This window comes from Streptomyces sp. NWU339, assembly GCF_003143855.1.
In the GTDB taxonomy this organism is placed as follows: Bacteria; Actinomycetota; Actinomycetes; order Streptomycetales; family Streptomycetaceae; genus Streptomyces.
In genome coordinates, this window is sequence record NZ_QFRK01000002.1 from 206,628 (window position 1) to 227,919 (window position 21,292).

A 21,292-nucleotide genomic window follows, 5' to 3' on the forward strand; every position below is an offset into this window, starting at 1 on the left:
GTGCTGCCACCCTGCGATCGTCCACCCCGCCCCGCCGCCCCGCCCTCACCCGTGGCAGGTGAGCGGCGCGCGCGGGGCGGCCGTGCTCACAGCAGCCGCAGGTCGCGGGCCCGGCGTACGGCGTCGGCGCGGCGGTTGACGTCGAGTTTCCGGTAGACGCTCTTGAGGTGAGTCTTCACCGTGTTGACCGATACGTACAGGTCGGCGGCGATCTCCTCGGTCGTCATCATCCGCGCCAGCCGCCGCAGCACGTCCCGCTCCCGGCCGCTCAGCTCCTCCACCACGGGCGGCACGGCGGGCGGCGGCACGTCGGCGGAGCCGGTGACGAGCCAGCCCGCGGCCAGCCCCCGCAGCGGATCCGTGTCCAGCAGCGGTGCGATCCACGGCCCGGCGTCCACGAAGGGGCGGCGCAGATGCCCGTGCCGGGCGCCGCGCAGCGCCACGGCGAGCCACCGGCGGGCGGTGGCCGGGTCCCCCGCCAGGTGCCCGTTCCAGGCGCGCACCAGTGCGGCCCGCACGGACACGCCGGGGCCGGCCCGGCCCGCGTCGCGCAGCGCGTCGAGGAGTTCGGCCGCCTCACCGGGACGGCCCGCGGCGAGCTGCATCCTGGCGGCCTCCACGACACAGGCAGGCTGGTCGAGGGGTACCTCGTGGAGCGCCTCGGCGACCGCCTCGGGCCGTCCCTCGGCCAGGTGCGCGGCGGCCTCCACCAGCGCCGCGTGGCCCCGCACCCAGGGGGAGGGCACCTCGGCGGTGACGTCCGGCCGGGCCGCCCGGACGGCGGCGCGGGCATCACCGCGGGCCAGCAGCAGCCGGGCCGTGGCGACGGCCCGCCCCGCCAGTGCCACCGGGTCGTGCGAGACGTCCCCCTCCGCGGGGGTGACCGCCTCGTCGAGCAGTTCCTGTGCCCGGTCCAGCTCGTCGCGGTCCACCGCCACCGCCGCCAGCACCAGCCGCTCCATGCCGGTGCCGGGAGGGCCGGGAAGGCTGTACCGCGCGGTCTCGGCCAGGGCCTGGGACGCCTTGTGCTCCGCCCGGCCGGGCCAGCCGTTGAGCTGGTCGATCAGTGCGAGCTGGGCCAGGGCGTCCTCCCTGGGCAGCGCGGTCGACGCCCCCTCGGGCCCGGTGGCGGCCGCGGTCAGGGCCGTCCGGGCGTCCTCGAAACGGCCCGCCCACAGCCGGGCCGAGCCCAGATGGGTCAGCAGCAGCGCGGTGAGCTCGGGATGCCGGTCCAGCAGGTCGGCGGGTACGGCACCGCGCAGCTCCCCGGCCAGCCGGGCGGCCCGCTCCGCACGCGCCGAAGACCCCGTCAGCCGGGCCGTCAGCACCTCCAGCAGCGCCCAGCACAGCCGCGCCGCCGCCGGGTCCGCGGCCCCCTCGGCCAGTTGCCTCCCGGCGCGCTCCAGATGGGCCGGCCCCCGGTCCAGATCGCCGCGGGCGAGGTCGCGGGCCGCTCGTACGAGTTCCGGCGCGGGGCCCGTCGCGTCGGGCGCCATACGGGAGAACAGGTCGTCCAGACCGGCCGAGCGCAGCCCGGTGAACAGCTGGCCGATGGCCAGATCGGAGACCAGGGTGCCGGCGGCGAAGTCCCAGTCACCGGCGGCGGCGCCGTGGACGAGTGTCTCCGGCAGGAATCCCGCGTCCTTCAGCCAGCGCGCGGCCCGCCGGTGCAGTTCCGGTGCCAGACCGGGGCACCGGACCGCCAGATGGGCCCGCAGGATCTCCGCGAACAACGGGTGCAGGCCGTACCAGGAGTGCCCGAGATGCTGCACGAAGGCGTTGCGGTGGTGCAGGGAGTGCAGTACGGGCCCGGCGTCGGAGCGCCCCGTCAGCGCGTTCGCGAGGTCGGGGCAGAACCGCTCCAGGACACTGACCCGCAGCAGCAGGTCCTGCGTGTCGGGCGGCTGGATGTTCAGCACCTCGGCCAGCAGGAAGTCGGCCACCGTGCTCTGCCCGGCCTCGAACTCCTTCAGGTACGTCTCCGGGTCGGGGCTCTCCCGCGCGGCCAGCGCGCACAGCCGCAGCCCGGCGGCCCACCCCCGGGTACGGTCCACGAGGGCGTTCGCGACGGGCGCGGGCAGGGACAGTCCGTGCCGGTCGAGGAGTTCGCCCGCCTCCCGCGCGGTGAACGCCAGTTCCGCGTCCCGGATCTCCGTCAGCTCCCCGGCGGCCCGGTAGCGGTGCAGCGGCAGCAGCGGTTCCGTACGGGACACCACGACCAGACGCAGGCCCCCTCCCGCGTGCCGCAGGACGAAGTCCAGCTGGGCGGCCGTTTCCGGCGCGGCGACCCGGTCGAACTCGTCGAGCACGAGGACCGCCGGCCGCCGTGCCGCCGCCGGGCCGCTCAGTTCGGCGGCCAGTCGGTTCAGCAGCACCTCGTCCACCCGGCTCGGGTCGGCGGGGCAGCCCGCCGCCGCGGGCACCGGCACCCCGGCGGTGTGCAGGGCCCGCAGTACGTACGCCCAGAACACGCCGGGACGCAGATTCGGCGCGTCGGTGGTGAACCAGGCCACGGACCGGCCGAGACCGGCCGCCCAGTCCGCGACGAGCAGGGTCTTGCCGGCTCCCGCCGCCCCGTTGACGATCGTCAGAGGTGTGGCGAGGGCACCGTCGAGATGCCGGATCAGGCGCTCCCGGCGCAGGAACGTGACCGGTCTCGGGGGGACGGCGTACCGGGTCCGCAGGAACGGGTCCCCCCGGGGATCGACACCGGGGAGCCCGGGGGTGTCCCGCTCCGGGACGTCGTCGATGGTCATGGCGCTCACCACCCATCGTCGGCCGCGTCACGCGCGGCGCCTCGCCTCCCAGAATCCCAGCGTTCGTCCTGGCCCGCGCGCCGCGGCCGTGTCCGCGCGCCGCGGGGCGGCCCGCGAAGACACGGAAGCGGTGCTGCCGGGTCGGACTCGACCCGGCAGCACCGCTTCTCGAGGACCGCACGCACGCCCGCACGCGCGCGTGCACTGTGGCATCAGTGAGCGGCGACGGCCACCGCGGGCTCCTCGGCGTCCGCCGACTGGGCACGCATGTTCTTCGCCTCCTCGGCGCGGCTCTTGATGCCGAGGACGGCGGCCACGGCGCCGAGGACGCACAGGACGCCGGTGACGGTGACGGCGGCGTGCAGACCGTTGACGAACGCCTGGCCGCTGCCTTCGACCACGGCGGCCCTGAGCTGTGCCGACATGTCGCCGGCGACCGGGGCGATGCCCATCGTGACGGCGTCCTGGGCCTGCTCCAGGCCGTGCGCCGTGTCCGTCGGGACCCCCGCGGCGGTCAGCTCACCGAACAGCGAGGAGCCGACCCGGCCGGCGATCACGGTGACCAGCACCGAGGTACCGAGCGCGCCACCGATCTGCAGCATCGTGGACTGCAGGCCGGACGCCACACCGCCGTCCTCGACCGGCGCGTTGCCGATGATCGCGGCGGCGGTGGCGGGCAGCACGATGCCGACGCCGAGGCCCATCGCGACGAACGGCGGCCACATCGTGGCGTAGGACGAGTCGACGGTCCAGGTGAGCATGCCGAACATGGCGGCGGCCGAGAGGGCCAGACCCAGCGGAATCGTGACGCGTGCGCCGAAGCGGGCGGTCAGCTGGGAGCCGATCGGAGAGGCGAACAGCGACGCGATGGACATCGGCAGCGTGCTGATACCGGCCTCGACCGGCGTGTAGCCCCGCACGTTCTGCAGGTACAGCATGATGAAGAAGATGCCGCCGAGCATCACGAAGAAGTTCAGCAGGGTCATGACCGCGCCGGTGGTCAGCGACCGGTTGCGGAACAGGCGCATCGGCAGCAGCGGGTGCTCCTGCCGGGTCTCGTACCAGCCGAAGACGACCAGGAGCGCCAGGCCGAGGGCGATGGCGCCGAGGGTTCCGGCGGAGGACCAGCCCCACGTCTCGCCCTTGACGATGCCGAAGACCAGGGCGACCATGCCCGCGGCGAGCAGGACGACGCCGGGGATGTCGAAGCGGTGCCGGCCGGTGGAGTTCTTGGACTCGGCGAGGACCGCCATGCTGAACAGCAGCGCGACGACGCCGATCGGCGCGTTCAGGAAGAAGACCGACTCTCAGTCGACGCGTTCGACGAGCAGACCGCCGACGATCGGGCCCAGCGAGGTCGACACGGCCGAGACCATGCCCCAGATGCCCACCGCGAGCGCGAACCGCTTCGGCGGGAAGACGGCGCGCAGGATGCCCAGGGTGTTGGGCATCAGGATGCCGCCCGCCACACCCTGCAGGGCGCGGAAGACGATGACGCCCTCGATGCTGCCGACCAGGCCGATCGCGACCGAGGTGACGACGAACCCGCCGACGCCGACGAGGTAGTGGAAGCGCCGTCCGAACCGGTCGCCGAGCTTGCCGCCGAGGATCATCGAGGCGGCGAGCGCGATCAGGTAGGAGTTGGTGACCCACTGCAGTTCCGCGGTGCTGGCCCCGAGGTCCTTGCCGATCGCCGGGTTGGCGATGGCGACGACGGAACCGTCGAGCTGCACCATGAGCAGGCCGAACGACACCGCGATCAGCGCGAGCCAGGGGTTGGCCCGGAGGCGCTCGATCGTCGACTGCGGGGAGGCAGCCGTGTCGGGGGCGGGGGCGGGGGCGGAGTGATCCACGGGTGTGGACGCCATGAAGAGAGCCGTTTCTTTCTCAAAGGGGGACGACCGAACCGCACGGCGCATGGCCGCGGTCGGGCAGCCGGATGCGCGGGGCCGGGCCGTGAGCGGGGCGGCCCACGGGGAACCGCCCCGAGGCGGCACTGCCTCGGGGACGGACTGCCTTGGGGAGGGGGAGGGGGCGGCGGGAAGCCGAACGCCTCACCGCGGGCACACGCTCGACGCGCGTGCCCGTGCCGCTGACGCCCTCGTCAGCGGGCCGCTGAGTGAAGGTGCCGGGTCAGTGCCTTCAGCGCGCCGACGGCGGAACCGAGCGCGTCCAGCTCACCGTCGGTGAGGGACTGCAGCGCCCGGCCGAGATGGCTCTGCTCGAGAGCGCCCACCTCGGCGATGCGCTGCCGCGAGGACTCCGTGAGGTGGAGGCGGGCGACGCGCTTGTCGGCGCCGTCCTGCCGGCGCTCCAGTTCTCCCCGCTCCGTGAGCTGGGAGACCAGCACGCTGACGTTGTTGGGCTTCATCAGCAGTGCCTCGGCCGCCTCGCGCACCGTGGCGCCCTCACGCCGGGCGACGAACCTCAGCAGTGCGAGCTGTCCCTCGGGCGGCTTCGGGTGCGGATACTCGCTCGCCACCCGCCGGTCCAGGGCCCGGTGCAGCGCGGGCAGGCACGCCGCGAGCTCGGAGCTCACGTGCGCGACGCGCTGTTCGGGGGCACTGCTTCTGGACACCAGAAGACAATAAGTATCCAGACATACCTATGTCAAGGGAGGTATGTGATCGGTGCTCCGGGCCCTCAGTTGAGCAGGGCCCGTGCCGCTCGGGCCTGGCCCCGGATCCGCTCCGCGGTCGGCTCGTCCACCGCGGCCACCACCTCGGCGTACGCCTCCAGCTCGTCCGCGCCGTCGGCGAAGTCACCGCGCTGCACCAGCAACTGGGCCCGTTCGTACCGCAGCCGGGCCGGCCGTGAGGGGAGCAGCAGGGACAGCTCCACCGCCCACAGCGCCACGTCCGACTGTTCCGGGCGGGCGGACGCCCACGCCCGGATGTTGTTCAGGATGCGCAGGACCAGGTCCAGCGGATCGGCCGGCGTCAGCATCGACGCGTCCAGCGGTGCCCCCGTGGCCCCGACGACCAGCAGATCCGCATCGGCCCCGGTCAGCATCCGGCCCCCGTCGAAGGGGTCGACGAGCACCTGCTGCTCCGCCTTTCCGAGGCCCACCACGAAATGTCCGGGGAGCGCGACCCCGTACACCGGGGCGCCCGCTCGCCGGGCCACCTCCAGCCACACCACCGACAGCAGGATCGGCAGCCCGCGCCGGCGGCGCAGTACCTCGTGCAGCAGCGACGACTCCAGGCGCCGGTAGTCGCCCGGGGTGCCGTGGAACCCGTACCGCTCGCCCAGCAGCTCCCGCAGCGCCGTCGCCCAGGCGTGCGGGGGGCCGGGCCGGTAGGGGAGCCGGCCGGCCAGCGCGTCCAGCTCGATCTGCGCGGCGTCCATGCCCGCCTCGTCCAGCGCGCCGTCCGCCTCCGCGCCGACCAGCAGGCAGAGCGTGGTCAGATCCGGCTGCTCGGAGCGGGCCTCCTCACTGAACCGCCGTCGCAGCTCGGCGGACCGTTCCGGGGACGGGGGGCAGGGGGAGCGCATAACCGGTCAGTGCCCTCTCACGGCGATCCGTCACCTGCCGGAGCCGGTGAACCGGGCGCGCGGTAGTGGTGGTACGTGTGATGTGTGGCGAAGCCCATTCTGTCGTACAGGGCGCGGGCTTCCGCGTTGTCCTCCTCGACCTGGAGCCACGCGGCCGACGCGCCCTCGTCGAGCGCCCGCCGGGCCAGTGCCGCCATCACGGCTGTCGCGAGCCCGCGCCGCCGCTGTGCCGGGTCCACCTCGACCGCCGCGAAGCCCGCCCACCGCCCGTCGACGACGCACCGCCCGATCGCGGCGGGCGCGGGGTCGCCCGGCACGGTCGCGAACCACACGGAGGGTCCACTGCCCAGGACCTTCAGAGCCACCTCGCTCACACCCCTGCGCCGGTAGCGCCCGAGCCACGCCTCGTCGGCCTCCCGGGACAGCGCGACCCCGGCCTCGGCCAGGTCGGTCAGGTCGGCGATCGGGGCGAGACCGCCGATCCACAGTTCGGCGGTCACCTCGCGCACCCAGCCCCGCCGTTCCAGCTCCGCGCACAGATGCTCCTGCGTGCCCGCGGCGCCGGTCGCCGTCTGGAGGTAGGCGGGCAGTCCCCGGTCGGCGTACCAGCGGCGTACGGCCGTCAGCGCCTCGTCCAGGGGCATGCCCGGGTCGCCGAGCGGCAGCACGGAGTTGGCCCGGCGCGTGTAGCCGGCCGCCGCCCTCAGCTCCCAGTCGCCCAGCCGCTCGCTCTCCACCGGCCGCCACGCCCGCGCGGCGACCCGGGCCAGCTCCTCGTACGAGGCGGCCGGACCGCGCCTGCGGGCCGGTGCGGGCGGTATCACTTTGCCCGCGACCAGCGCGGATTCCGTGATGCGGACACTTTCCCCGTTCTTCCGTGTGATTCGCAGCACACCGTTGTCCCATGATGTGAGAACTCCGACCGTGTCGGTGAACCTCTCACCCGGTGGGCCATGTTCGATCAAGCTCCGTACGGAGACTCGTTTGCCCACGTCAGCAGCGGTGACGCGGACCTCGAGACGTCCGGCTGCAGAGATTTCCACAGGTCAGTTCACCCCTCCTGTTCGGATCATGCCCGGGAACGGAGATACTAGGGGCGGGCATCGACGACGCCGCGCTCCCGCGCGCCAGGCGGCGGAGCCTGAGGAGGCCCGCCGGCGCCCAATCGAGGAGGAACGACAGCGTGACCTACGTCATCGCGCAGCCTTGTGTCGACGTGAAGGACAAGGCGTGCATCGAGGAGTGCCCGGTCGACTGCATCTACGAGGGCCAGCGGTCCTTGTACATCCACCCGGACGAATGTGTCGACTGCGGCGCCTGTGAACCGGTCTGCCCGGTCGAGGCCATCTTCTACGAGGACGACACTCCCGAGGAGTGGAAGGACTACTACAAGGCGAACGTCGAGTTCTTCGACGACCTCGGCTCGCCCGGCGGCGCCAGCAAGCTGGGGCTGATCGAGCGAGACCACCCGTTCATCGCCGCGCTGCCGCCGCAGGCCTAGAACGCGCTGCTCGCGCATCGGCGGCACGCCCCGGATCCGGGGCCTGCCGGTGCGCGCGGCCCGCACGTCTGTGCCGCCTCGGTTCCGTACGGTCCGATCGACCCGATCGCCGTGCGGGGCCGAGGCGTTTGCCGTACCGGTTCAGCAGCAGCGCAGCAGCAGTGCCGCACCAGAAAGTGAGCCAGAACCCGTGTCCGCAGTCTCCGACCGGCTGCCCACCTTTCCCTGGGACAAGCTGGAGCCCTACAAGAAGACGGCCGCCGGGCACCCCGACGGCATCGTCGACCTCTCGGTCGGCACCCCCGTCGACCCGGTCCCCGAACGGATCCAGAAGGCCCTGATCGCCGCGGCGGACTCCCCGGGCTATCCCACGGTCTGGGGCACCCCGGAACTGCGCGACGCGCTCACCCGCTGGGTGGAGCGTCGCCTGGGGGCCCGCGAGGTCACCCACCGCCACGTGCTGCCGGTCGTCGGCTCCAAGGAACTGGTCGCCTGGCTCCCCACCCAGCTGGGCCTCGGTCCCGGCGACCGGGTGGCGTACCCGCGGCTGGCCTATCCGACGTACGAGGTCGGCGCCCGCCTGGCCCGCGCGGAGCACGAGGCGTACGACGACCCGACCGAACTGGATCCGACGGGCCTGAAGCTCCTCTGGCTGAACTCCCCGTCCAACCCGACGGGCAAGGTGCTCTCCAAGGCGGAGCTGACCCGGACCGTCGCCTGGGCCCGTGAGCACGGCGTCCTCGTCCTCTCCGACGAGTGCTACCTCGAACTGGGCTGGGACGCCGAACCGGTCTCGGTGCTGCACCCCGACGTCAACGGCGGCTCGTACGAGGGCGTCGTCTCCGTGCACTCGCTGTCCAAGCGGTCCAACCTCGCGGGCTACCGCGCCGCCTTCCTGGCCGGTGACCCCGAGGTCCTCGGACCGCTGCTGCAGATCCGCAAGCACGGCGGCATGATGACCTCGGCGCCCACCCAGGCGGCCATGGTGGCGGCGCTGGGCGACGACGAGCACGTGCGCGTCCAGCGCGAGCGGTACGCGGCCCGCCGCGCCGCCCTGCGGATGGCCCTCCTGGGGCACGGCTTCCGGATCGAGCACAGCGAGGCCGGGCTCTACCTGTGGGCCACCCGCGACGAGTCCTGCTGGGACACCGTCGGCCGCCTCGCCGAGCGCGGCGTCCTGGTCGCGCCGGGCGACTTCTACGGCCCGGCGGGCGAGAAGTTCGTACGCGTCGCCGTGACCGCCACGGACGAGCGCGTACGCGCGGCGGTGGAGCGCCTGAAGGCGTGACGCGGAGGGTGCGACGCGGCGAGCGTGACGCCGTGGAGTGCGCGACACGTGCGGACGGGGCCCGGGAGAACCCGGGCCCCGTCCGCGTGGGGGCATGCGTACCGGCGCCCGCGCCGGAGCGGCTCAGCCGATCGGCAGCGACGCGGCCGGCAGGGTCTGGGCCGTCGGCACGCCGTCCAGGGGGAGGGAGCCGGTACCCGCGGCCTCGTTGACGACCTGCGTCGTGTCGTTCACGGGACTGGCCAGGTTCGACCCGTCCAGGGCGGTCAGCCCGCCGACGTTCGGGGTGGCCGGCAGCGCGGGGGCCGCGACGGCGGAACCGGCCGCACCGACCCCGGCGGCCGCTCCGGCGGCGACGAGCAGCGCGGCACGGGCGATCCGGCGGGTCAAGGGGAGGGACATGGTGCTCCTTGAGCGGGAGGGAACGATGGCGTGTCCGTCCGGGCCCGGTGTCGACCTCCGGGCTCGGACGCAGTGACTACCGCTCGAAGGCCGGGAAGGTTGCGGCAGCGGGACGTAAAGAGTTGGCAATGCGTCGCATGATCGGCTGTGTATAAAAACGGACGAACGGTGCGCGGTTCGACGGGCTGCCGAACGGTTACGGCGGCGCAACCCCAAGGGATACCGCCGTACCAGGGCTGACGACGCGACGACCCGCGCACGCCGTCAGCGGCCCGTACTCCGCACAACCCCTGGGAGCGACCTCTCGCACTGCTGTGCGGCACCCCTGGGTGGCGCTACCGCGCGGTCGTGATCCGGACCTCGCCCGCGGCCTCGGTGTTCTTGCCGTCGTTCTTGCCGTCGGTACTGCCGTCGAGCACGCGCCACTGGTTGTCGGCGCCCCCCGCGGTCCACTCCCGCCCGGCGTACGCCACCCGCTCTATGTGCAACTCGGAGGCGTTGGCCACGGCCCAGTGCGCGAGCTGCCAGCCCTGTGCCCCGGCCTTCTGTCCCGCGTCGGCGTCGGCGCGGACCGACAGCGTCACGGTCCGCCCGTCGGAGTCGACGTCGGCGTCCGCCAGGGGCGCGGCGGCCGCGGAGGACGGCGAGGGGGAGGGAGCCGGGGGGTCCGCCGTGTCGCTCACCTCGGCACCGGCCGGCTTCAGCGTGCCCCCTCCGAAGTCCCGGGCCAGCGCCGCGCGTACCGCCTCCGCATCCGCCGCACGGGTCGTCCCCGGGCGGCCCTTGCAGGTCAGGGTGGCCGCCGAGTGACCGGTGAGGGCGGCGGCCAGCAGGGTGGCGTCCGGCTCGTGCTTGGCGTACGCCTGCGGGAAGCCGCTGAGCTGCACCCGCTGCGCGGCGACGGTGAGCGGCAGCCGGGTGTAGCCCGGCACCTTCTCCAGGCCCTCGTAGAACTTCTCCGCCGAGTACACCGGGTCCATGATCTCCTCCGGTGTGCCCCAGCCCTGCGAGGGCCGCTGCTGGAACAGGCCGAGCGAGTCGCGGTCGCCGTAGTCGATGTTCCGCAGCGCCGACTCCTGGAGGGCCGTCGCCAGCGCGATCGTCACGGCCCGCTCGGGCAGTTCGCGCGCGGTGCCCACGGCGGTGATCGTCGCCGCGTTCACCGCCTGCTCCGGCGTGAACTCGTACGTGGCTCCGTCGCCCTTGCCCGACACGACGCGGCAGCCCGGTCCGCTGCCGCCCCCCGAGTCGTACTGGACCACGAGGTAGCCGGCGACTCCGAGGAGAACCACGGAGGCCGCCCCGAAGCGGAAGAGGCGGCCACGACGCTTGGAAGGAAGAGGTGGCTCTGACACGCGTACAAGGTACTGGAGAGTACGAGGCGCGTGTGCCGGGTGTGGACAGTGTGACCGGACCCGCGCGTTAGGGTCGTGGCCATGGCCGACACCCCACTTGACCTCACCCTGGACGCGGCACGACTGACCGCGCGGCTCGTCGACTTCCCCTCCGTCAGCGGCACCGAGAAGCCGCTCGCAGACGCGATCGAGTCCGTCCTGCGCGACCTGCCGCACCTCACGGTCGACCGGTACGGCAACAACGTCGTGGCCCGGACGAACCTCGGGCGCGCGGAGCGTGTGATCCTCGCCGGTCACATCGACACCGTCCCGATCGCGGACAACGTCCCCTCCCGGCTCGACGCGGACGGCGTGCTGTGGGGCTGCGGCACGTGCGACATGAAGGCGGGCGTGGCGGTCCAGTTGCGCATCGCGGCCACCGTCCCCGCCCCCAACCGGGACCTGACCTTCGTCTTCTACGACAACGAGGAGGTCGCCGCGGACCTCAACGGGCTGAAGCACGTCGCCGAGCAGCACCCCGACTGGCTGGAGGGCGACTTCGCGGTACTCCTCGAGCCCTCCGACGGCCAGGTGGAGGGCGGTTGCCAGGGCACCCTCCGGGTGCTGCTGAGGACCACGGGCGAGCGCGCCCACTCCGCGCGGAGCTGGATGGGTTCCAACGCGATCCACGCGGCGGCCCCCATCCTCGCCCGCCTCGCCTCCTACGAGCCGCGCCATCCGGTGATCGACGGCCTGGAGTACCGGGAGGGCCTGAACGCGGTGGGCATCTCCGGGGGCGTGGCCGGCAACGTCATCCCCGACGAGTGCGTCGTCACCGTCAACTTCCGCTACGCGCCCGACCGCTCGGAGGCCGAGGCCCTGGCCCATGTGCGCGAGGTCTTCGCGGACTGCGGCGTGGCCGAGTTCGTCGTCGACGACCACAGCGGTGCGGCCCTGCCCGGCCTGTCCCACCCGGCCGCGGCGGCCTTCATCGAGGCCGTGGGCGGCACTCCCCAGCCCAAGTACGGCTGGACGGACGTCTCCCGCTTCTCGGCGCTCGGCGTCCCGGCGGTCAACTACGGTCCCGGCAACCCGCACCTGGCGCACAAGCGGGACGAACGCGTGGACACGGCGAAGATCCTGGCGGGGGAGGAGCGGCTGCGGTCCTGGCTGACGGCGTGACGGCGGGACGGCGTTTCGGAACGCTCTCCGGCGGACATGCTGACGTCCCCCGTACGTAACCCGCGTGGATCTACGCTGAAGTGGAACGATCTCTCCCCGGCGCCTCGGCGTCCCCCGAGCGGGGAGACAGCAACCGGAGGGAGCACATATGGCTACTGGCAACCCCGAGGGCAAGAAGCGCCCACCGGAGGAACAGCGCCTGGGCCCGGTGCTCCGCAGACGGGGCCAGGTCCAGGCGAGCACCACGGACCAGCGGCTGCTGGACGAACGCGAGCCCTCGGACTGGGTGCACACCGACCCCTGGCGGGTGCTGCGCATCCAGTCGGAGTTCGTCGAGGGCTTCGGCACGCTCGCCGAGCTGCCGCCCGCCATCAGCGTCTTCGGCTCGGCGCGCACACAGGTGGACTCGCCGGAGTACGAGACCGGTGTCCGGCTGGGCCGGGGACTGGTCCAGGCGGGCTTCGCGGTGGTGACCGGTGGCGGTCCCGGGGCCATGGAAGCGGCCAACAAGGGCGCGTACGAGGCCCATGGTGTCTCGGTCGGCCTCGGCATCGAGCTGCCGTTCGAGCAGGGGCTGAACAGCTACGTCGACATCGGCCTGAACTTCCGGTACTTCTTCGTGCGCAAGCTGATGTTCGTCAAGTACTCGCAGGGTTTCGTGGTCCTGCCCGGCGGACTCGGCACCCTCGACGAACTCTTCGAGGCCCTGACCCTGGTCCAGACGCAGAAGATCACCCAGTTCCCCATCGTCCTGTTCGGCACCGACTACTGGGGCGGTCTGGTCGACTGGCTGCACGGCACGGTCATCGCCCAGGGCAAGGCGGCCGAGAAGGACCTCCTCCTCTTCCACGTCACGGACGACGTCGACGAGGCGGTGGCCCTGGTGTCCAAGGAAGCGGGCCGCTGAGACGGTAGGGCGTGGGGCGCGCGTCCAGGGCGCCGCGCCCCTGCCGGGGGAGCGGGGCGGAGCCCCCGCACACCCCCGGCGGGAGCGAGCCCTACGCCAGCCCCCGCCGGGCCACCGCGGGATCGCGATGCCCCGCGATCGACGCCACCATGTCCAGCACCTGCCGCGTCTCCGCCACCTCGTGCACCCGGTACACCCGCGCCCCCAGCCACGCCGACACCGCCGTCGTCGCCAGCGTCCCCAGCACCCGCTCCTTCACCGGCCGGTCCAGCGTCTCCCCGACGAAGTCCTTGTTGGACAGCGACACCAGCACCGGCCACCCGGTGGCGACCATCTCGTCCAGCCGCCGTGTCGCCTCGAGGCTGTGCCGGGTGTTCTTCCCGAAATCGTGCCCGGGGTCGATCATCACCGACTCCCGCGGCACCCCCAGGGCCACGGCCCGCTCCGCCAGCCCCACGGTCCGCTCGAGGATGTCGGCCATCACGTCCTCGTACGTCACCCGGTGCGGCCGGGTCCGCGGCCGGGCGCCCCCCGCGTGGGTGCACACCAGCCCCGCGCCGTACCGCGCGGCGACCTCCGCGAGCCGCGGATCGACCCCGCCCCACGCGTCGTTGAGCACATCCGCCCCGGCCTCGCACACGGCCTCGCCCACGTCGTGCCGCCAGGTGTCCACGCTGATCACGACGTCCGGGAAGCGCCGCCGCACCTCGGCGACGAAACCGACCGTCCGCCGCGCCTCCTCCTCGGCGGATACCTCTTCACCCGGCCCGGCCTTCACCCCGCCGATGTCGATGATCGCGGCACCCTCCGCCACCGCCTGCTCCACGCGCGCGAGCGCCGGTTCGTCGCGGAAGGTCGCGCCCTGGTCGTAGAAGGAGTCCGGGGTCCGGTTCACGATCGCCATGATCACCGGCTCGTGCGGTGCGAATTCCCGCCTGCCCAGCCTGAACATCCCCTGTGACCTCTCCTCGTTCGTAAGGGTTCGTGATGATCTACAAGACTTCGTAAGGTTCGGTCCGGTTCCGTCCGGTCCGCGGCCGTCCATGGCCGCCTGTGCCCCTGACTGTCAGACTCGCATGGCACGATCGGAGCCACACACCCGACTCCGATCCGCCGACCGATCCGTTCGACTAGATCCATCCGACTCGATCCAACCGTGGGGGCCCCAGCGATGGTTATGTTCTTGTTCCTGGTCGTCGCGCTCGCCGTAGTGGTCGCCGCGGTGACCCTCGCCGTGGTGGGCGGCGGAGAGAACGGCCCGCTGCCCGAGGCGGTCCCCGACCGCCTGACGGACTCCCTGCCGCTGGACCGCCCGGTCGGCCGCGCGGACGTGGACGGTCTCCGCATCCCGCTCGCCGCCCGCGGCTACCGCATGGCCGATGTGGACGACGCCCTCAGCCGTCTCGGCGCCGAGCTCGCCGAGCGCGACGCCCGGATCGCCGACCTGGAGTCCGCGCTCGCCGGTGCCCGCGCCGTCGCGGCCCACATCTCCATGGAGAAGCCCGCCGCGCACCCGGAGGGCGAACAGCCGTGACCGACGGCGCCGCCCTCGTCGGCCCGGACGGCGCCCCGCGCTGCCCCTGGGCCCTGTCCACCGAGGACTACATCGCCTACCACGACCAGGAGTGGGGCCGCCCGGTCCGCGGAGACGACGCCCTCTTCGAGCGGCTCAGCCTGGAGGCCTTCCAGTCCGGCCTGTCCTGGATCACGATCCTGCGCCGCCGTCCGGGCTTCCGTACCGCCTTCGCCGGTTTCCGGATCGCGGCCGTCGCGGAGTTCACCGACGCCGACCGGGAGCGTCTGCTGGCCGACGCCGGCATCATCCGCAATCGCGCCAAGATCGACGCGACCCTGGCCAACGCGCGCCTGCTGGCCGGGTGGGCGCCCGGCGACCTGGACGCCCTGATCTGGTCCCACGCCCCGGACCGGGCCGGCCGCCCGGCGCCGAGGACCCTCGCCGACGTCCCCGCGGTCACCCCCGAGTCGACGGCGCTGTCCAGGGCGCTGAAGAAACAGGGTCTGCGCTTTGTCGGCCCGACCACGGCCTACGCGCTGATGCAGGCCTGCGGCCTGGTCGACGACCACCTGGAGGACTGCGTCGCCCGGCGGCCCTGAGCCGCACGGCCCCGGGCCGCCGGTCAGCGGCCCAGGTACTTCGGCTTCCCCTTGTTGACGAAGGCCTGCACGGCGATCGCGTGGTCCTCGGAGGCGCCCGCCCGGGTCTGGAGCTCGTCCTCCTTCTCCAGCGTCTCCTCCAGGGAGTGGCTGAGCCCGTACGCCACCGACTCCTTCAGCGCCGCGTACGCCACCGTCGGCCCCGCCGCCAGCGCCCGCGCGGTCTTCTCCGCCTCCGCGCGCAGTTCGGCGGCGGGAACCAGCCGGTTCGCGATCCCGAGGTCGTACGCCTCCTGGGCCGGGATGTTGCGCGGGAAGAGCAGCAGGTCGGTCGCGCGACCGGGGCCGACGACCCGCGGCAGGGTCCAGGAGATCCCGGAGTCCGCGGTCAGCGCGACCCCGGCGAACGACGTGTTGAACGCCGCTGTGTCGGCCACGATCCGGTAGTCCGCCGCCAGCGCGAAGCCGAAGCCCGCTCCGGCCGCGACCCCGTTCACCGCGGCGACCACCGGCTTCGCGGCCCCGGCGAGCGCCTTCACGATCGGGTTGTAGTGCTCGCGCACCGTCTCCATCGTCCGCCCCGAACCGTCCTCGCGGTCGGCGGCCAGCAGCCCGATGTGCTCCTTGAGGTCCTGCCCCACGCAGAACGCCCGGTCACCGGCGGCGGTCAGCAGCACGGCCCGCACGGCGTCGTCGTCCGCGGCGGCCCGGACCGCGTCCCGGAGCGCGACCTTCGCCGCCACGTTCAGCGCGTTCATCGCCTCCGGGCGGTTCAGCGTGATCGTCGCGAGTCCGTCGCGCACCTCGTAGAGCACGGTGTCGGCCATGGTGTGTCCCCTCCGCGTGGCGGCTCGGGGGCGTACCGGCCGGTACGCCCCTGTGCAGGACAGCATGACGGAGATGGCCGACGGTGGCGTGGCCCCGGTGTGTGACCTGCGTCAAAGAATTACCGGTCGTTTTCGTTCGGTGGAACTGCGTGCGGTGGCGCAGTATCGCAGCCACATCGCCGAATTGAGTGGTTTTGCTCGCGCGCGTTGCCCAAGCGATGCCGACTGATGTTGGTCATTGGGTCCTGCGATGCGGGATAATGGCCTGGAAGCAATGTGTTCGATGCCGGTGGCGTGTGTCCTGCTTCAAGGACCGCAGGTGCCCTTCAGTGGGCCGTCGGCTTCAGACGGTTGAGCTGGGTTTCAGGAAGGGGAACGAGCATGGCGGCCATGAAGCCGCGGACGGGTGATGGCCCGCTCGAGGTGACCAAGGAGGGGCGGGGCATCGTCATGCGCGTTCCGCTCGAAGGCGGCGGTCGGCTCGTCGTCGAGCTGACCCCGGACGAGGCCGACGCGCTCGGCGACGCCCTCAAGAAGGTCGTCGGCTGACGCGCAAGCGACCATACCCTTTCAGTTTCAGTTCAGTCGCCCCGGTGCCGCACGCGGTACCGGGGCGACTGTTTGATCAAGTCAGAGCGTTGCCTGGTGGCCTGGGCGCGTGTTTGTGCACCTGCTCACCGCTTCACCGCTTCACCGCGCAGAGCAGCCCGTCGCCCACGGGCAGCAGCGACGACACCAGCTCCTGGCTCTCGCGCACGGCCCGCACCAGTTCCCGCAGCCGCAGCACCTCGGTGGGCTGCGGGCCGGAGTCCACCGTCCGGCCGCTCGCGAAGACCCCTTCGAAGGCGACCAGGCCTCCCGGGCGCAGCAGGCGCAACGATTCGGCGAGATAGTCCTGGTACTCGAGCCGGTCCCCGTCGCAGAAGACGAGGTCGTAGCCGGAGTCCGCGAGACGGGGCAGGACGTCCAGGGCCCGGCCGGGGATGAAGCGGGCCCGGTTGGCGGCGAAGCCCGCCGTGCGGAAGGCCTGGCGGGCCGACTGCTGGTGCTCCGGCTCCTGGTCGACCGTGGTCAGCACCCCGTCCGGCCGCATGCCGTGCAGCAGGTGGACCCCGGAGACCCCGCATCCCGTGCCGATCTCCGCGACCGCCTTGGCGTCCACGGTGGCCGCGAGCAACCGCAGAGCCGCGCCCGTACCGGGCGCCACCGAGCGCAGCCCTGCCTCGCGAGCCCGGTCCCGGGCCCAGTGCAGCGCCTCGTCCTCGGCGACATAGGCGTCCGAGAACGCCCAGCTCGTCTGCCGGTTGGCGGTAATGACCCTCTCCTGTCCCCGTGGTTGCCTCGGCGTGACTTTATCCGTTGGCGCCGGGAACCCACTGATGGGACCGGTCGTTCAAGGGGAAGAGCGAGCGGCGTGTGCCGTGAGGGGGGTAAGCGAGTGAGCGAGGACACCGAGCAAGTGCTGACGCAGGCCCACGAGCCGTGGCAGCCCAGATCAATTTCTCGTAAAACCGCTTATCCGGAGCTAACGGGCGAGGTGGCTATGGTAGGGGCTCCACTGGACACCACCAGAGCCGATAGGGGAGGTGCGGCTGCGCCTGTGGATCGGGGCGGAGCGCTGAAGCGCTTCCTCGGATCGGCGGGTAGGCCGAAATCCGTGAACAACACCGCTGCTGACCACATCCACGCCGCTGAGCCGGCCCAGACCGCGAGCTTCTCCACCGACGCGGACGGGCAGGCGTGGACTCCGCCCACCTGGGAGGAGATCGTCAGCACGCACAGCGGCCGGGTCTACCGGCTCGCCTACCGTCTCACCGGTAACCAGCACGACGCGGAGGACCTCACCCAGGAGGTCTTCGTCCGCGTCTTCCGCTCGCTGTCGACGTACACGCCGGGCACCTTCGAGGGCTGGCTGCACCGCATCACCACCAACCTCTTCCTGGACATGGTGCGCCGTAAGCAGCGGATCCGGTTCGACTCGCTGGGCGACGACGCGGCCGAGCGGCTGCCCAGCAAGGAGCCCACCCCCCAGCAGGTCTTCAACGACACCCACTTCGACGCGGACGTCCAGCAGGCCCTCGACACCCTCGCTCCGGAGTTCCGCGCCGCGGTCGTCCTCTGCGACATCGAGGGACTGTCGTACGAGGAGATCGCCGCGACCCTCGGCGTCAAACTCGGCACGGTCCGGTCCCGGATCCACCGCGGGCGTTCCCAGCTGCGCAAGGCCCTCGCTCACCGCTCGCCACAGGCGCGCGCGGAGCGCCGCTCCTTCGTGCCGTGTGTCCCCGCACTGGGGGGAGGGGGCACGAGCGCGTGAGTGGATCGCGGCCGAAACCTGCCGAGGGACACCTCGCAGAGGAGCACCTGGGAGACCGACTCTCCGCCCTGGTGGACGGAGAGCTCGGTCATGACGCGCGCGAGCGCGTACTGGCACACGTCGCCACCTGCACGAAATGCAAGACGGAGGTGGATGCGCAGCGCCGCCTGAAGAACGTCTTCGCGAAGGCGGCCCCGCCACCGCCCTCCGAGAGCTTCCTGGCCCGCCTCCAGGGCCTGCCTGCGGGCGGTGACCTGGGCGGTGGCTCGCCGCTGAACGGAGGAGGGCTGCCGGGCGACCCGTCCGGGCCGCACGGCCGGATCTCCGGGGCTTCCGGAGTCTTCGGGACCGGCAGTCGTGGCGAGCGGTTCGAGTTCGCCTACGCGCCCTCCCGCCGGCATGCTCCGCTGTCGACCCCCTCGGCGGGCGCGATCGGAGCCGGCCGGGGCTTCCGCATCCATGACGTCAGCCGACCGGAGCCGGACCGGCCCGCCTCGCGCGGGCTGCGGTTCGCCGCCGCTGCCGCCGGAGCGGTGTCGCTGGCCGCGATCGCCCTCGGCGGTGTGGCCGGGGTCACGCCCACCGACACGGCGGCCCGCGGCTCGGGCAACGGCAGCAACGTGACTCCGATGCGCACCCAGGGCAGCGCGGCGACGACGGCGCCCGACTCCCAGCGGCGCCGCGGCACCGCACCGTCGGTCGCTCAGCCGCAGGGGCAGAGCGCCTCGGGCGACGTTCCGGCACAGGCCTCCGCGCCGCTGCTCCCCGGGGTGCCGCCGCCCGCCCACCGGCACCACAGTGCCCTGGCAGCCCCGGTCATGGCCGACGCGGCCCTGGTGTCCCCGCTGATACCGCCACTCAGCACGGCCCCGCCGCTCGTGCTGTCCGCGTGGGAGACGACCTCCGGGCTCATGGCACCCGGTTCGTTCCCCACCACCCATGGGCCCGCGGCCCCCGGGACCACCGCGACCGGTTCCACGGCCACTGGTTCCACGGTCGGTGCGACCGCGGCTCCGGCCCCCACCGTGTCCTCGGCGTCCTCGGCGTCCTCGGCGGCTTCCCGCATGCTCCGCTGACCGGTGCACCGACCCCACCCCGTCCGCTGCGCACGGGCGTGCGAACCTGATTGAATCCAGGTGGCGCGCCCAGGCCGACTGCAGCCGGGTGCCGGACCGGCTCTGACGCGCGGAGACGTACGGAGCCACGGAGTCGACGATCTGCGGCCAGCTGTGGGGAGAGCATGAACGAGGGGAAGCCCACGAAGGCGGGCCCGACGGGGGAGCAGGAGGAGTCCGCCGAGCCGGCAGCGGCCGGAGCCACCCCGTCCGAGGTGGTGAATCGGAACACGGAGCCCGACAGGGAGCGTGCGCGGGGCGCCGACGGAGACTTCGAACTCGCGTGGCCCGCTGTACCTGCGACCGCCCCCGGCGGCGACTACGAACTGCACCGGCCCCTGAGCGCCGAGGCCACGGACGCCACGGAGACCGGCGAGGCGGCGGTGGCAGGCCGCCTCGCCGGGGCCGTCGAGCCCGCCGGGTACGGCCTGGGGCAGACCGAGCAGCCCCGGCCGCTGCATGATCCCGACCCCTACAGCACCCCGCCGTACGGCGAGCCGGGGCCCTGGGCGCCGGCGCCCCCGGTTCAGCATCCGGCGGCAACTCCCGCGCAGGACACGGCGGTCCCGCCCCCGGTGCGGCATCCGGCGTCGGGCATGCCGGCGCCCGGCGCGCCCGCCCCGGCCGCCGCAGCCCCCACCGCTCCCACCGTGCTCGAGCCCGGCGCCCCGGCCGCGAGCCACACCGCACCCACGCCCCCGGCCGCCTCCGCCACGGACGCCGCGGCGGCAGCCGACCCCTGGCAGCGTTACGACCCCTGGGCGGCGCCCGCCGCCGGGGCGAGTGCGCCGTTGCAGCAGACCGGGGTCGCGGAGCCCACGAAGAACCAGCGGCGCAAGCGCGCCCGGAGGAAGCTCATCGGCCTCATGCTGGTGGTCGCGCTCGCCTCCGGCGTCGTCGGCGGAATCGTGGGCGCCCACTTGGAGCGCAACGGTGGTGTGGGTGCCGTGGAGCTGCCGCAGGCCGGGGAGGAGCCCGCCGGACGGGACCCCGGGAGCATCGCCGGGATCGCCGCGCAGGCGCTGCCCAGCGTCGTCACCCTGCACGTCAGCGGGGCCGCGTCGGCGGGCACCGGTACCGGGTTCGTGCTCGACGGCCGCGGGCACATCCTCACCAACGACCATGTCGTGCAGCCCGCCGGAAGCGACGGCGAGATCACCGTCACCTTCCACAGCGGCGACACCGCGAGGGCCACGCTCGTCGGCCGGGACAGCGGCTACGACCTCGCCGTGGTGAAGGTCAAGGGCGTCAGCGGACTGGACCCCCTGCCTCTCGGCAACTCGGACAACGTGCGGGTGGGCGATCCCGTCATCGCCATCGGCGCCCCCTTCGACCTGGCCGGCACGGTCACCGCCGGCATCATCAGCGCGCGGGAACGCCCCATCACGGCGGGCGGCGGGCGGGGCGACGGCAGCGACGTGTCGTACGTCGACGCCCTGCAGACCGACGCGCCGATCAACCCCGGCAACTCCGGCGGCCCCCTGCTCGACGCCCAGGCCCGCGTGATCGGCATCAACTCCGCCATCCGCTCCGCCGGCAGCGGTGGCGACGAGGGGGAGAGCGGCCAGGCGGGCTCCATAGGACTCGGGTTCGCCATCCCCATCAACCAGGGCAAACGCGTCGCCGAGGAACTGATCAACACCGGTAGGGCGACCCACCCGGTGATCGGCATCACCCTGGACATGGACTACACCGGTGACGGCGCCCGCGTCGGCACCAGGGGCAGCGACGGAGGGCCCCCGGTCAGCACCGGCGGCCCCGGAGCCAAGGCCGGGATCAAGGCCGGCGACGTCATCACGAAGGTCGACGGCCGCCGCGTCCACTCGGGTGAGGAACTCATCGTCAAGACCCGCGCCCACCGCCCCGGGGACCGGCTGGAGCTCACCCTGGAACGGGACGGTGAGGAGCGGGAGGTCTCGCTGGTGCTCGGGTCCTCCGGCGGTGACTGAGCGGGGCGGCGACCGAGGCATACCGCACGCCACGAGAAGGCGAACGGGCGGGGAAGAGCCCCCGCCGCACGCGCCCGGAAGCCACGGGACAGTACCGGTCGTAC

General features: G+C 73.0%; 19 protein-coding genes and 2 pseudogenes. 11 read left to right on the forward strand and 10 right to left on the reverse strand.

Features of this window, described 5'->3' with window-relative positions:
- Positions 1-86: 86 nt before the first annotated feature.
- The 5 genes and pseudogenes from DIZ27_RS03935 to DIZ27_RS03955 form a co-directional block, all read right to left on the reverse strand.
- Entirely contained in the window at positions 87-2,756 is a 2,670-nt protein-coding gene (locus tag DIZ27_RS03935; protein ID WP_109376854.1) for a LuxR C-terminal-related transcriptional regulator, read from the reverse strand.
- Positions 2,757-2,968: 212 nt separating this feature from the next.
- Positions 2,969-4,624 (reverse strand): annotated as a pseudogene (locus tag DIZ27_RS03940) (MFS transporter).
- A gap of 236 nt (positions 4,625-4,860) precedes the next feature.
- On the reverse strand, positions 4,861-5,334 hold the full coding sequence (locus tag DIZ27_RS03945; protein ID WP_109376855.1) for a MarR family winged helix-turn-helix transcriptional regulator: 474 nt from the start codon (positions 5,332-5,334) through the stop codon (positions 4,861-4,863).
- A 65-nt stretch (positions 5,335-5,399) separates the two neighbouring features.
- Positions 5,400-6,251, reverse strand: a complete 852-nt coding sequence (locus DIZ27_RS03950; RefSeq protein ID WP_109376856.1) for a SirB1 family protein — start codon at positions 6,249-6,251, stop codon at positions 5,400-5,402.
- 17 nt (positions 6,252-6,268) lie between these two features.
- Positions 6,269-7,294: a GNAT family N-acetyltransferase gene (locus tag DIZ27_RS03955; protein WP_109376857.1), complete on the reverse strand. Its 1,026-nt coding sequence runs from the start codon at positions 7,292-7,294 to the stop codon at positions 6,269-6,271.
- 140 nt (positions 7,295-7,434) lie between these two features.
- Between DIZ27_RS03955 and fdxA the strand changes: the two genes are divergently transcribed.
- Both fdxA and DIZ27_RS03965 read left to right on the forward strand, forming a co-directional pair.
- Positions 7,435-7,752, forward strand: coding sequence for a ferredoxin (gene fdxA, locus DIZ27_RS03960; RefSeq protein WP_055572727.1), 318 nt, complete (start codon positions 7,435-7,437; stop codon positions 7,750-7,752).
- A 190-nt stretch (positions 7,753-7,942) separates the two neighbouring features.
- On the forward strand, positions 7,943-9,040 hold the full coding sequence (locus DIZ27_RS03965; RefSeq protein WP_109376858.1) for a bifunctional succinyldiaminopimelate transaminase/glutamate-prephenate aminotransferase: 1,098 nt from the start codon (positions 7,943-7,945) through the stop codon (positions 9,038-9,040).
- A gap of 150 nt (positions 9,041-9,190) precedes the next feature.
- Here the strand turns inward: DIZ27_RS03965 and DIZ27_RS48385 are convergent.
- Positions 9,191-9,442, reverse strand: a pseudogene (locus tag DIZ27_RS48385) (ATP-binding protein); the annotation flags it as partial.
- A gap of 335 nt (positions 9,443-9,777) precedes the next feature.
- On the reverse strand, positions 9,778-10,797 hold the full coding sequence (locus DIZ27_RS03975; RefSeq protein WP_109376860.1) for a heavy metal transporter: 1,020 nt from the start codon (positions 10,795-10,797) through the stop codon (positions 9,778-9,780).
- Between the two features lie 81 nt (positions 10,798-10,878).
- Between DIZ27_RS03975 and dapE the strand changes: the two genes are divergently transcribed.
- Complete coding sequence (gene dapE / locus DIZ27_RS03980; protein WP_109376861.1) at positions 10,879-11,958, forward strand: succinyl-diaminopimelate desuccinylase; 1,080 nt, start codon at positions 10,879-10,881, stop codon at positions 11,956-11,958.
- A 148-nt stretch (positions 11,959-12,106) separates the two neighbouring features.
- Positions 12,107-12,865 carry a TIGR00730 family Rossman fold protein gene (locus tag DIZ27_RS03985; protein WP_109376862.1) on the forward strand — a complete coding sequence of 253 codons (759 nt, stop codon included), beginning with the start codon at positions 12,107-12,109 and terminating at the stop codon, positions 12,863-12,865.
- Positions 12,866-12,956: 91 nt separating this feature from the next.
- On the opposite strand, the gene folP is transcribed toward DIZ27_RS03985, so the two are convergent.
- Positions 12,957-13,817, reverse strand: coding sequence for a dihydropteroate synthase (folP, locus tag DIZ27_RS03990; RefSeq protein ID WP_109376863.1), 861 nt, complete (start codon positions 13,815-13,817; stop codon positions 12,957-12,959).
- A 225-nt stretch (positions 13,818-14,042) separates the two neighbouring features.
- Between folP and DIZ27_RS03995 the strand changes: the two genes are divergently transcribed.
- Positions 14,043-14,399: a DivIVA domain protein gene (locus tag DIZ27_RS03995; RefSeq protein ID WP_181383383.1), complete on the forward strand. Its 357-nt coding sequence runs from the start codon at positions 14,043-14,045 to the stop codon at positions 14,397-14,399.
- A complete protein-coding gene (locus DIZ27_RS04000) occupies positions 14,396-14,980 on the forward strand; it encodes a DNA-3-methyladenine glycosylase I (protein WP_109376865.1) in 585 nt (194 codons plus the stop codon). Before DIZ27_RS03995 ends, DIZ27_RS04000 begins: the two co-directional genes overlap by 4 nt.
- A gap of 23 nt (positions 14,981-15,003) precedes the next feature.
- On the opposite strand, the gene DIZ27_RS04005 is transcribed toward DIZ27_RS04000, so the two are convergent.
- Positions 15,004-15,807: an enoyl-CoA hydratase/isomerase family protein gene (locus tag DIZ27_RS04005; RefSeq protein WP_109376866.1), complete on the reverse strand. Its 804-nt coding sequence runs from the start codon at positions 15,805-15,807 to the stop codon at positions 15,004-15,006.
- Between the two features lie 64 nt (positions 15,808-15,871).
- On the opposite strand from DIZ27_RS04005, the gene DIZ27_RS45550 reads away from it, so the two are divergent.
- Entirely contained in the window at positions 15,872-16,036 is a 165-nt protein-coding gene (locus DIZ27_RS45550) for a hypothetical protein (protein WP_181383362.1), read from the forward strand.
- Between the two features lie 152 nt (positions 16,037-16,188).
- Complete coding sequence (locus DIZ27_RS04010) at positions 16,189-16,356, forward strand: DUF3117 domain-containing protein (RefSeq protein ID WP_003966491.1); 168 nt, start codon at positions 16,189-16,191, stop codon at positions 16,354-16,356.
- 133 nt (positions 16,357-16,489) lie between these two features.
- Here DIZ27_RS04010 and DIZ27_RS04015 read toward each other — a convergent pair whose 3' ends face one another.
- The gene (locus DIZ27_RS04015) at positions 16,490-17,188 is read right to left on the reverse strand and encodes an O-methyltransferase (RefSeq protein WP_109376867.1); all 699 of its coding nucleotides are present in this window, start codon (positions 17,186-17,188) and stop codon (positions 16,490-16,492) included.
- A gap of 162 nt (positions 17,189-17,350) precedes the next feature.
- Here DIZ27_RS04015 and sigE point away from each other — a divergent pair, with 162 nt between their 5' ends.
- The 3 genes from sigE to DIZ27_RS04030 all read left to right on the forward strand — a co-directional run bounded on the left by sigE (position 17,351) and on the right by DIZ27_RS04030 (position 21,188).
- Positions 17,351-18,124 carry an RNA polymerase sigma factor SigE gene (sigE, locus tag DIZ27_RS04020; protein WP_181383363.1) on the forward strand — a complete coding sequence of 258 codons (774 nt, stop codon included), beginning with the start codon at positions 17,351-17,353 and terminating at the stop codon, positions 18,122-18,124.
- Positions 18,121-19,200 (forward strand): anti-sigma factor, encoded by a 1,080-nt coding sequence (locus DIZ27_RS04025; RefSeq protein ID WP_109376868.1) that lies wholly within the window; start codon positions 18,121-18,123, stop codon positions 19,198-19,200. The genes sigE and DIZ27_RS04025 overlap by 4 nt, the downstream gene beginning before the upstream one ends.
- 164 nt (positions 19,201-19,364) lie before the next feature.
- Positions 19,365-21,188, forward strand: coding sequence for a S1C family serine protease (locus tag DIZ27_RS04030; protein ID WP_109376869.1), 1,824 nt, complete (start codon positions 19,365-19,367; stop codon positions 21,186-21,188).
- Positions 21,189-21,292 lie beyond the last annotated feature (104 nt).

Bases quoted from the DNA above. Each gene is read 5' to 3' on its own strand.
- folP (WP_109376863.1), bottom strand. From the start codon at position 13,817: ATGTTCAGGCTGGGCAGGCGGGAATTCGCACCGCACGAGCCGGTGATC.
- DIZ27_RS04030 (WP_109376869.1), top strand. From the start codon at position 19,365: ATGAACGAGGGGAAGCCCACGAAGGCGGGCCCGACGGGGGAGCAGGAG.
- DIZ27_RS04010 (WP_003966491.1), top strand. From the start codon at position 16,189: ATGGCGGCCATGAAGCCGCGGACGGGTGATGGCCCGCTCGAGGTGACC.
- DIZ27_RS03935 (WP_109376854.1), bottom strand. From the start codon at position 2,756: ATGACCATCGACGACGTCCCGGAGCGGGACACCCCCGGGCTCCCCGGT.
- DIZ27_RS03995 (WP_181383383.1), top strand. From the start codon at position 14,043: ATGTTCTTGTTCCTGGTCGTCGCGCTCGCCGTAGTGGTCGCCGCGGTG.
- DIZ27_RS45550 (WP_181383362.1), top strand. From the start codon at position 15,872: ATGACGGAGATGGCCGACGGTGGCGTGGCCCCGGTGTGTGACCTGCGT.
- DIZ27_RS03950 (WP_109376856.1), bottom strand. From the start codon at position 6,251: ATGCGCTCCCCCTGCCCCCCGTCCCCGGAACGGTCCGCCGAGCTGCGA.
- sigE (WP_181383363.1), top strand. From the start codon at position 17,351: ATGGTAGGGGCTCCACTGGACACCACCAGAGCCGATAGGGGAGGTGCG.
- dapE (WP_109376861.1), top strand. From the start codon at position 10,879: ATGGCCGACACCCCACTTGACCTCACCCTGGACGCGGCACGACTGACC.
- DIZ27_RS03985 (WP_109376862.1), top strand. From the start codon at position 12,107: ATGGCTACTGGCAACCCCGAGGGCAAGAAGCGCCCACCGGAGGAACAG.
- DIZ27_RS04005 (WP_109376866.1), bottom strand. From the start codon at position 15,807: ATGGCCGACACCGTGCTCTACGAGGTGCGCGACGGACTCGCGACGATC.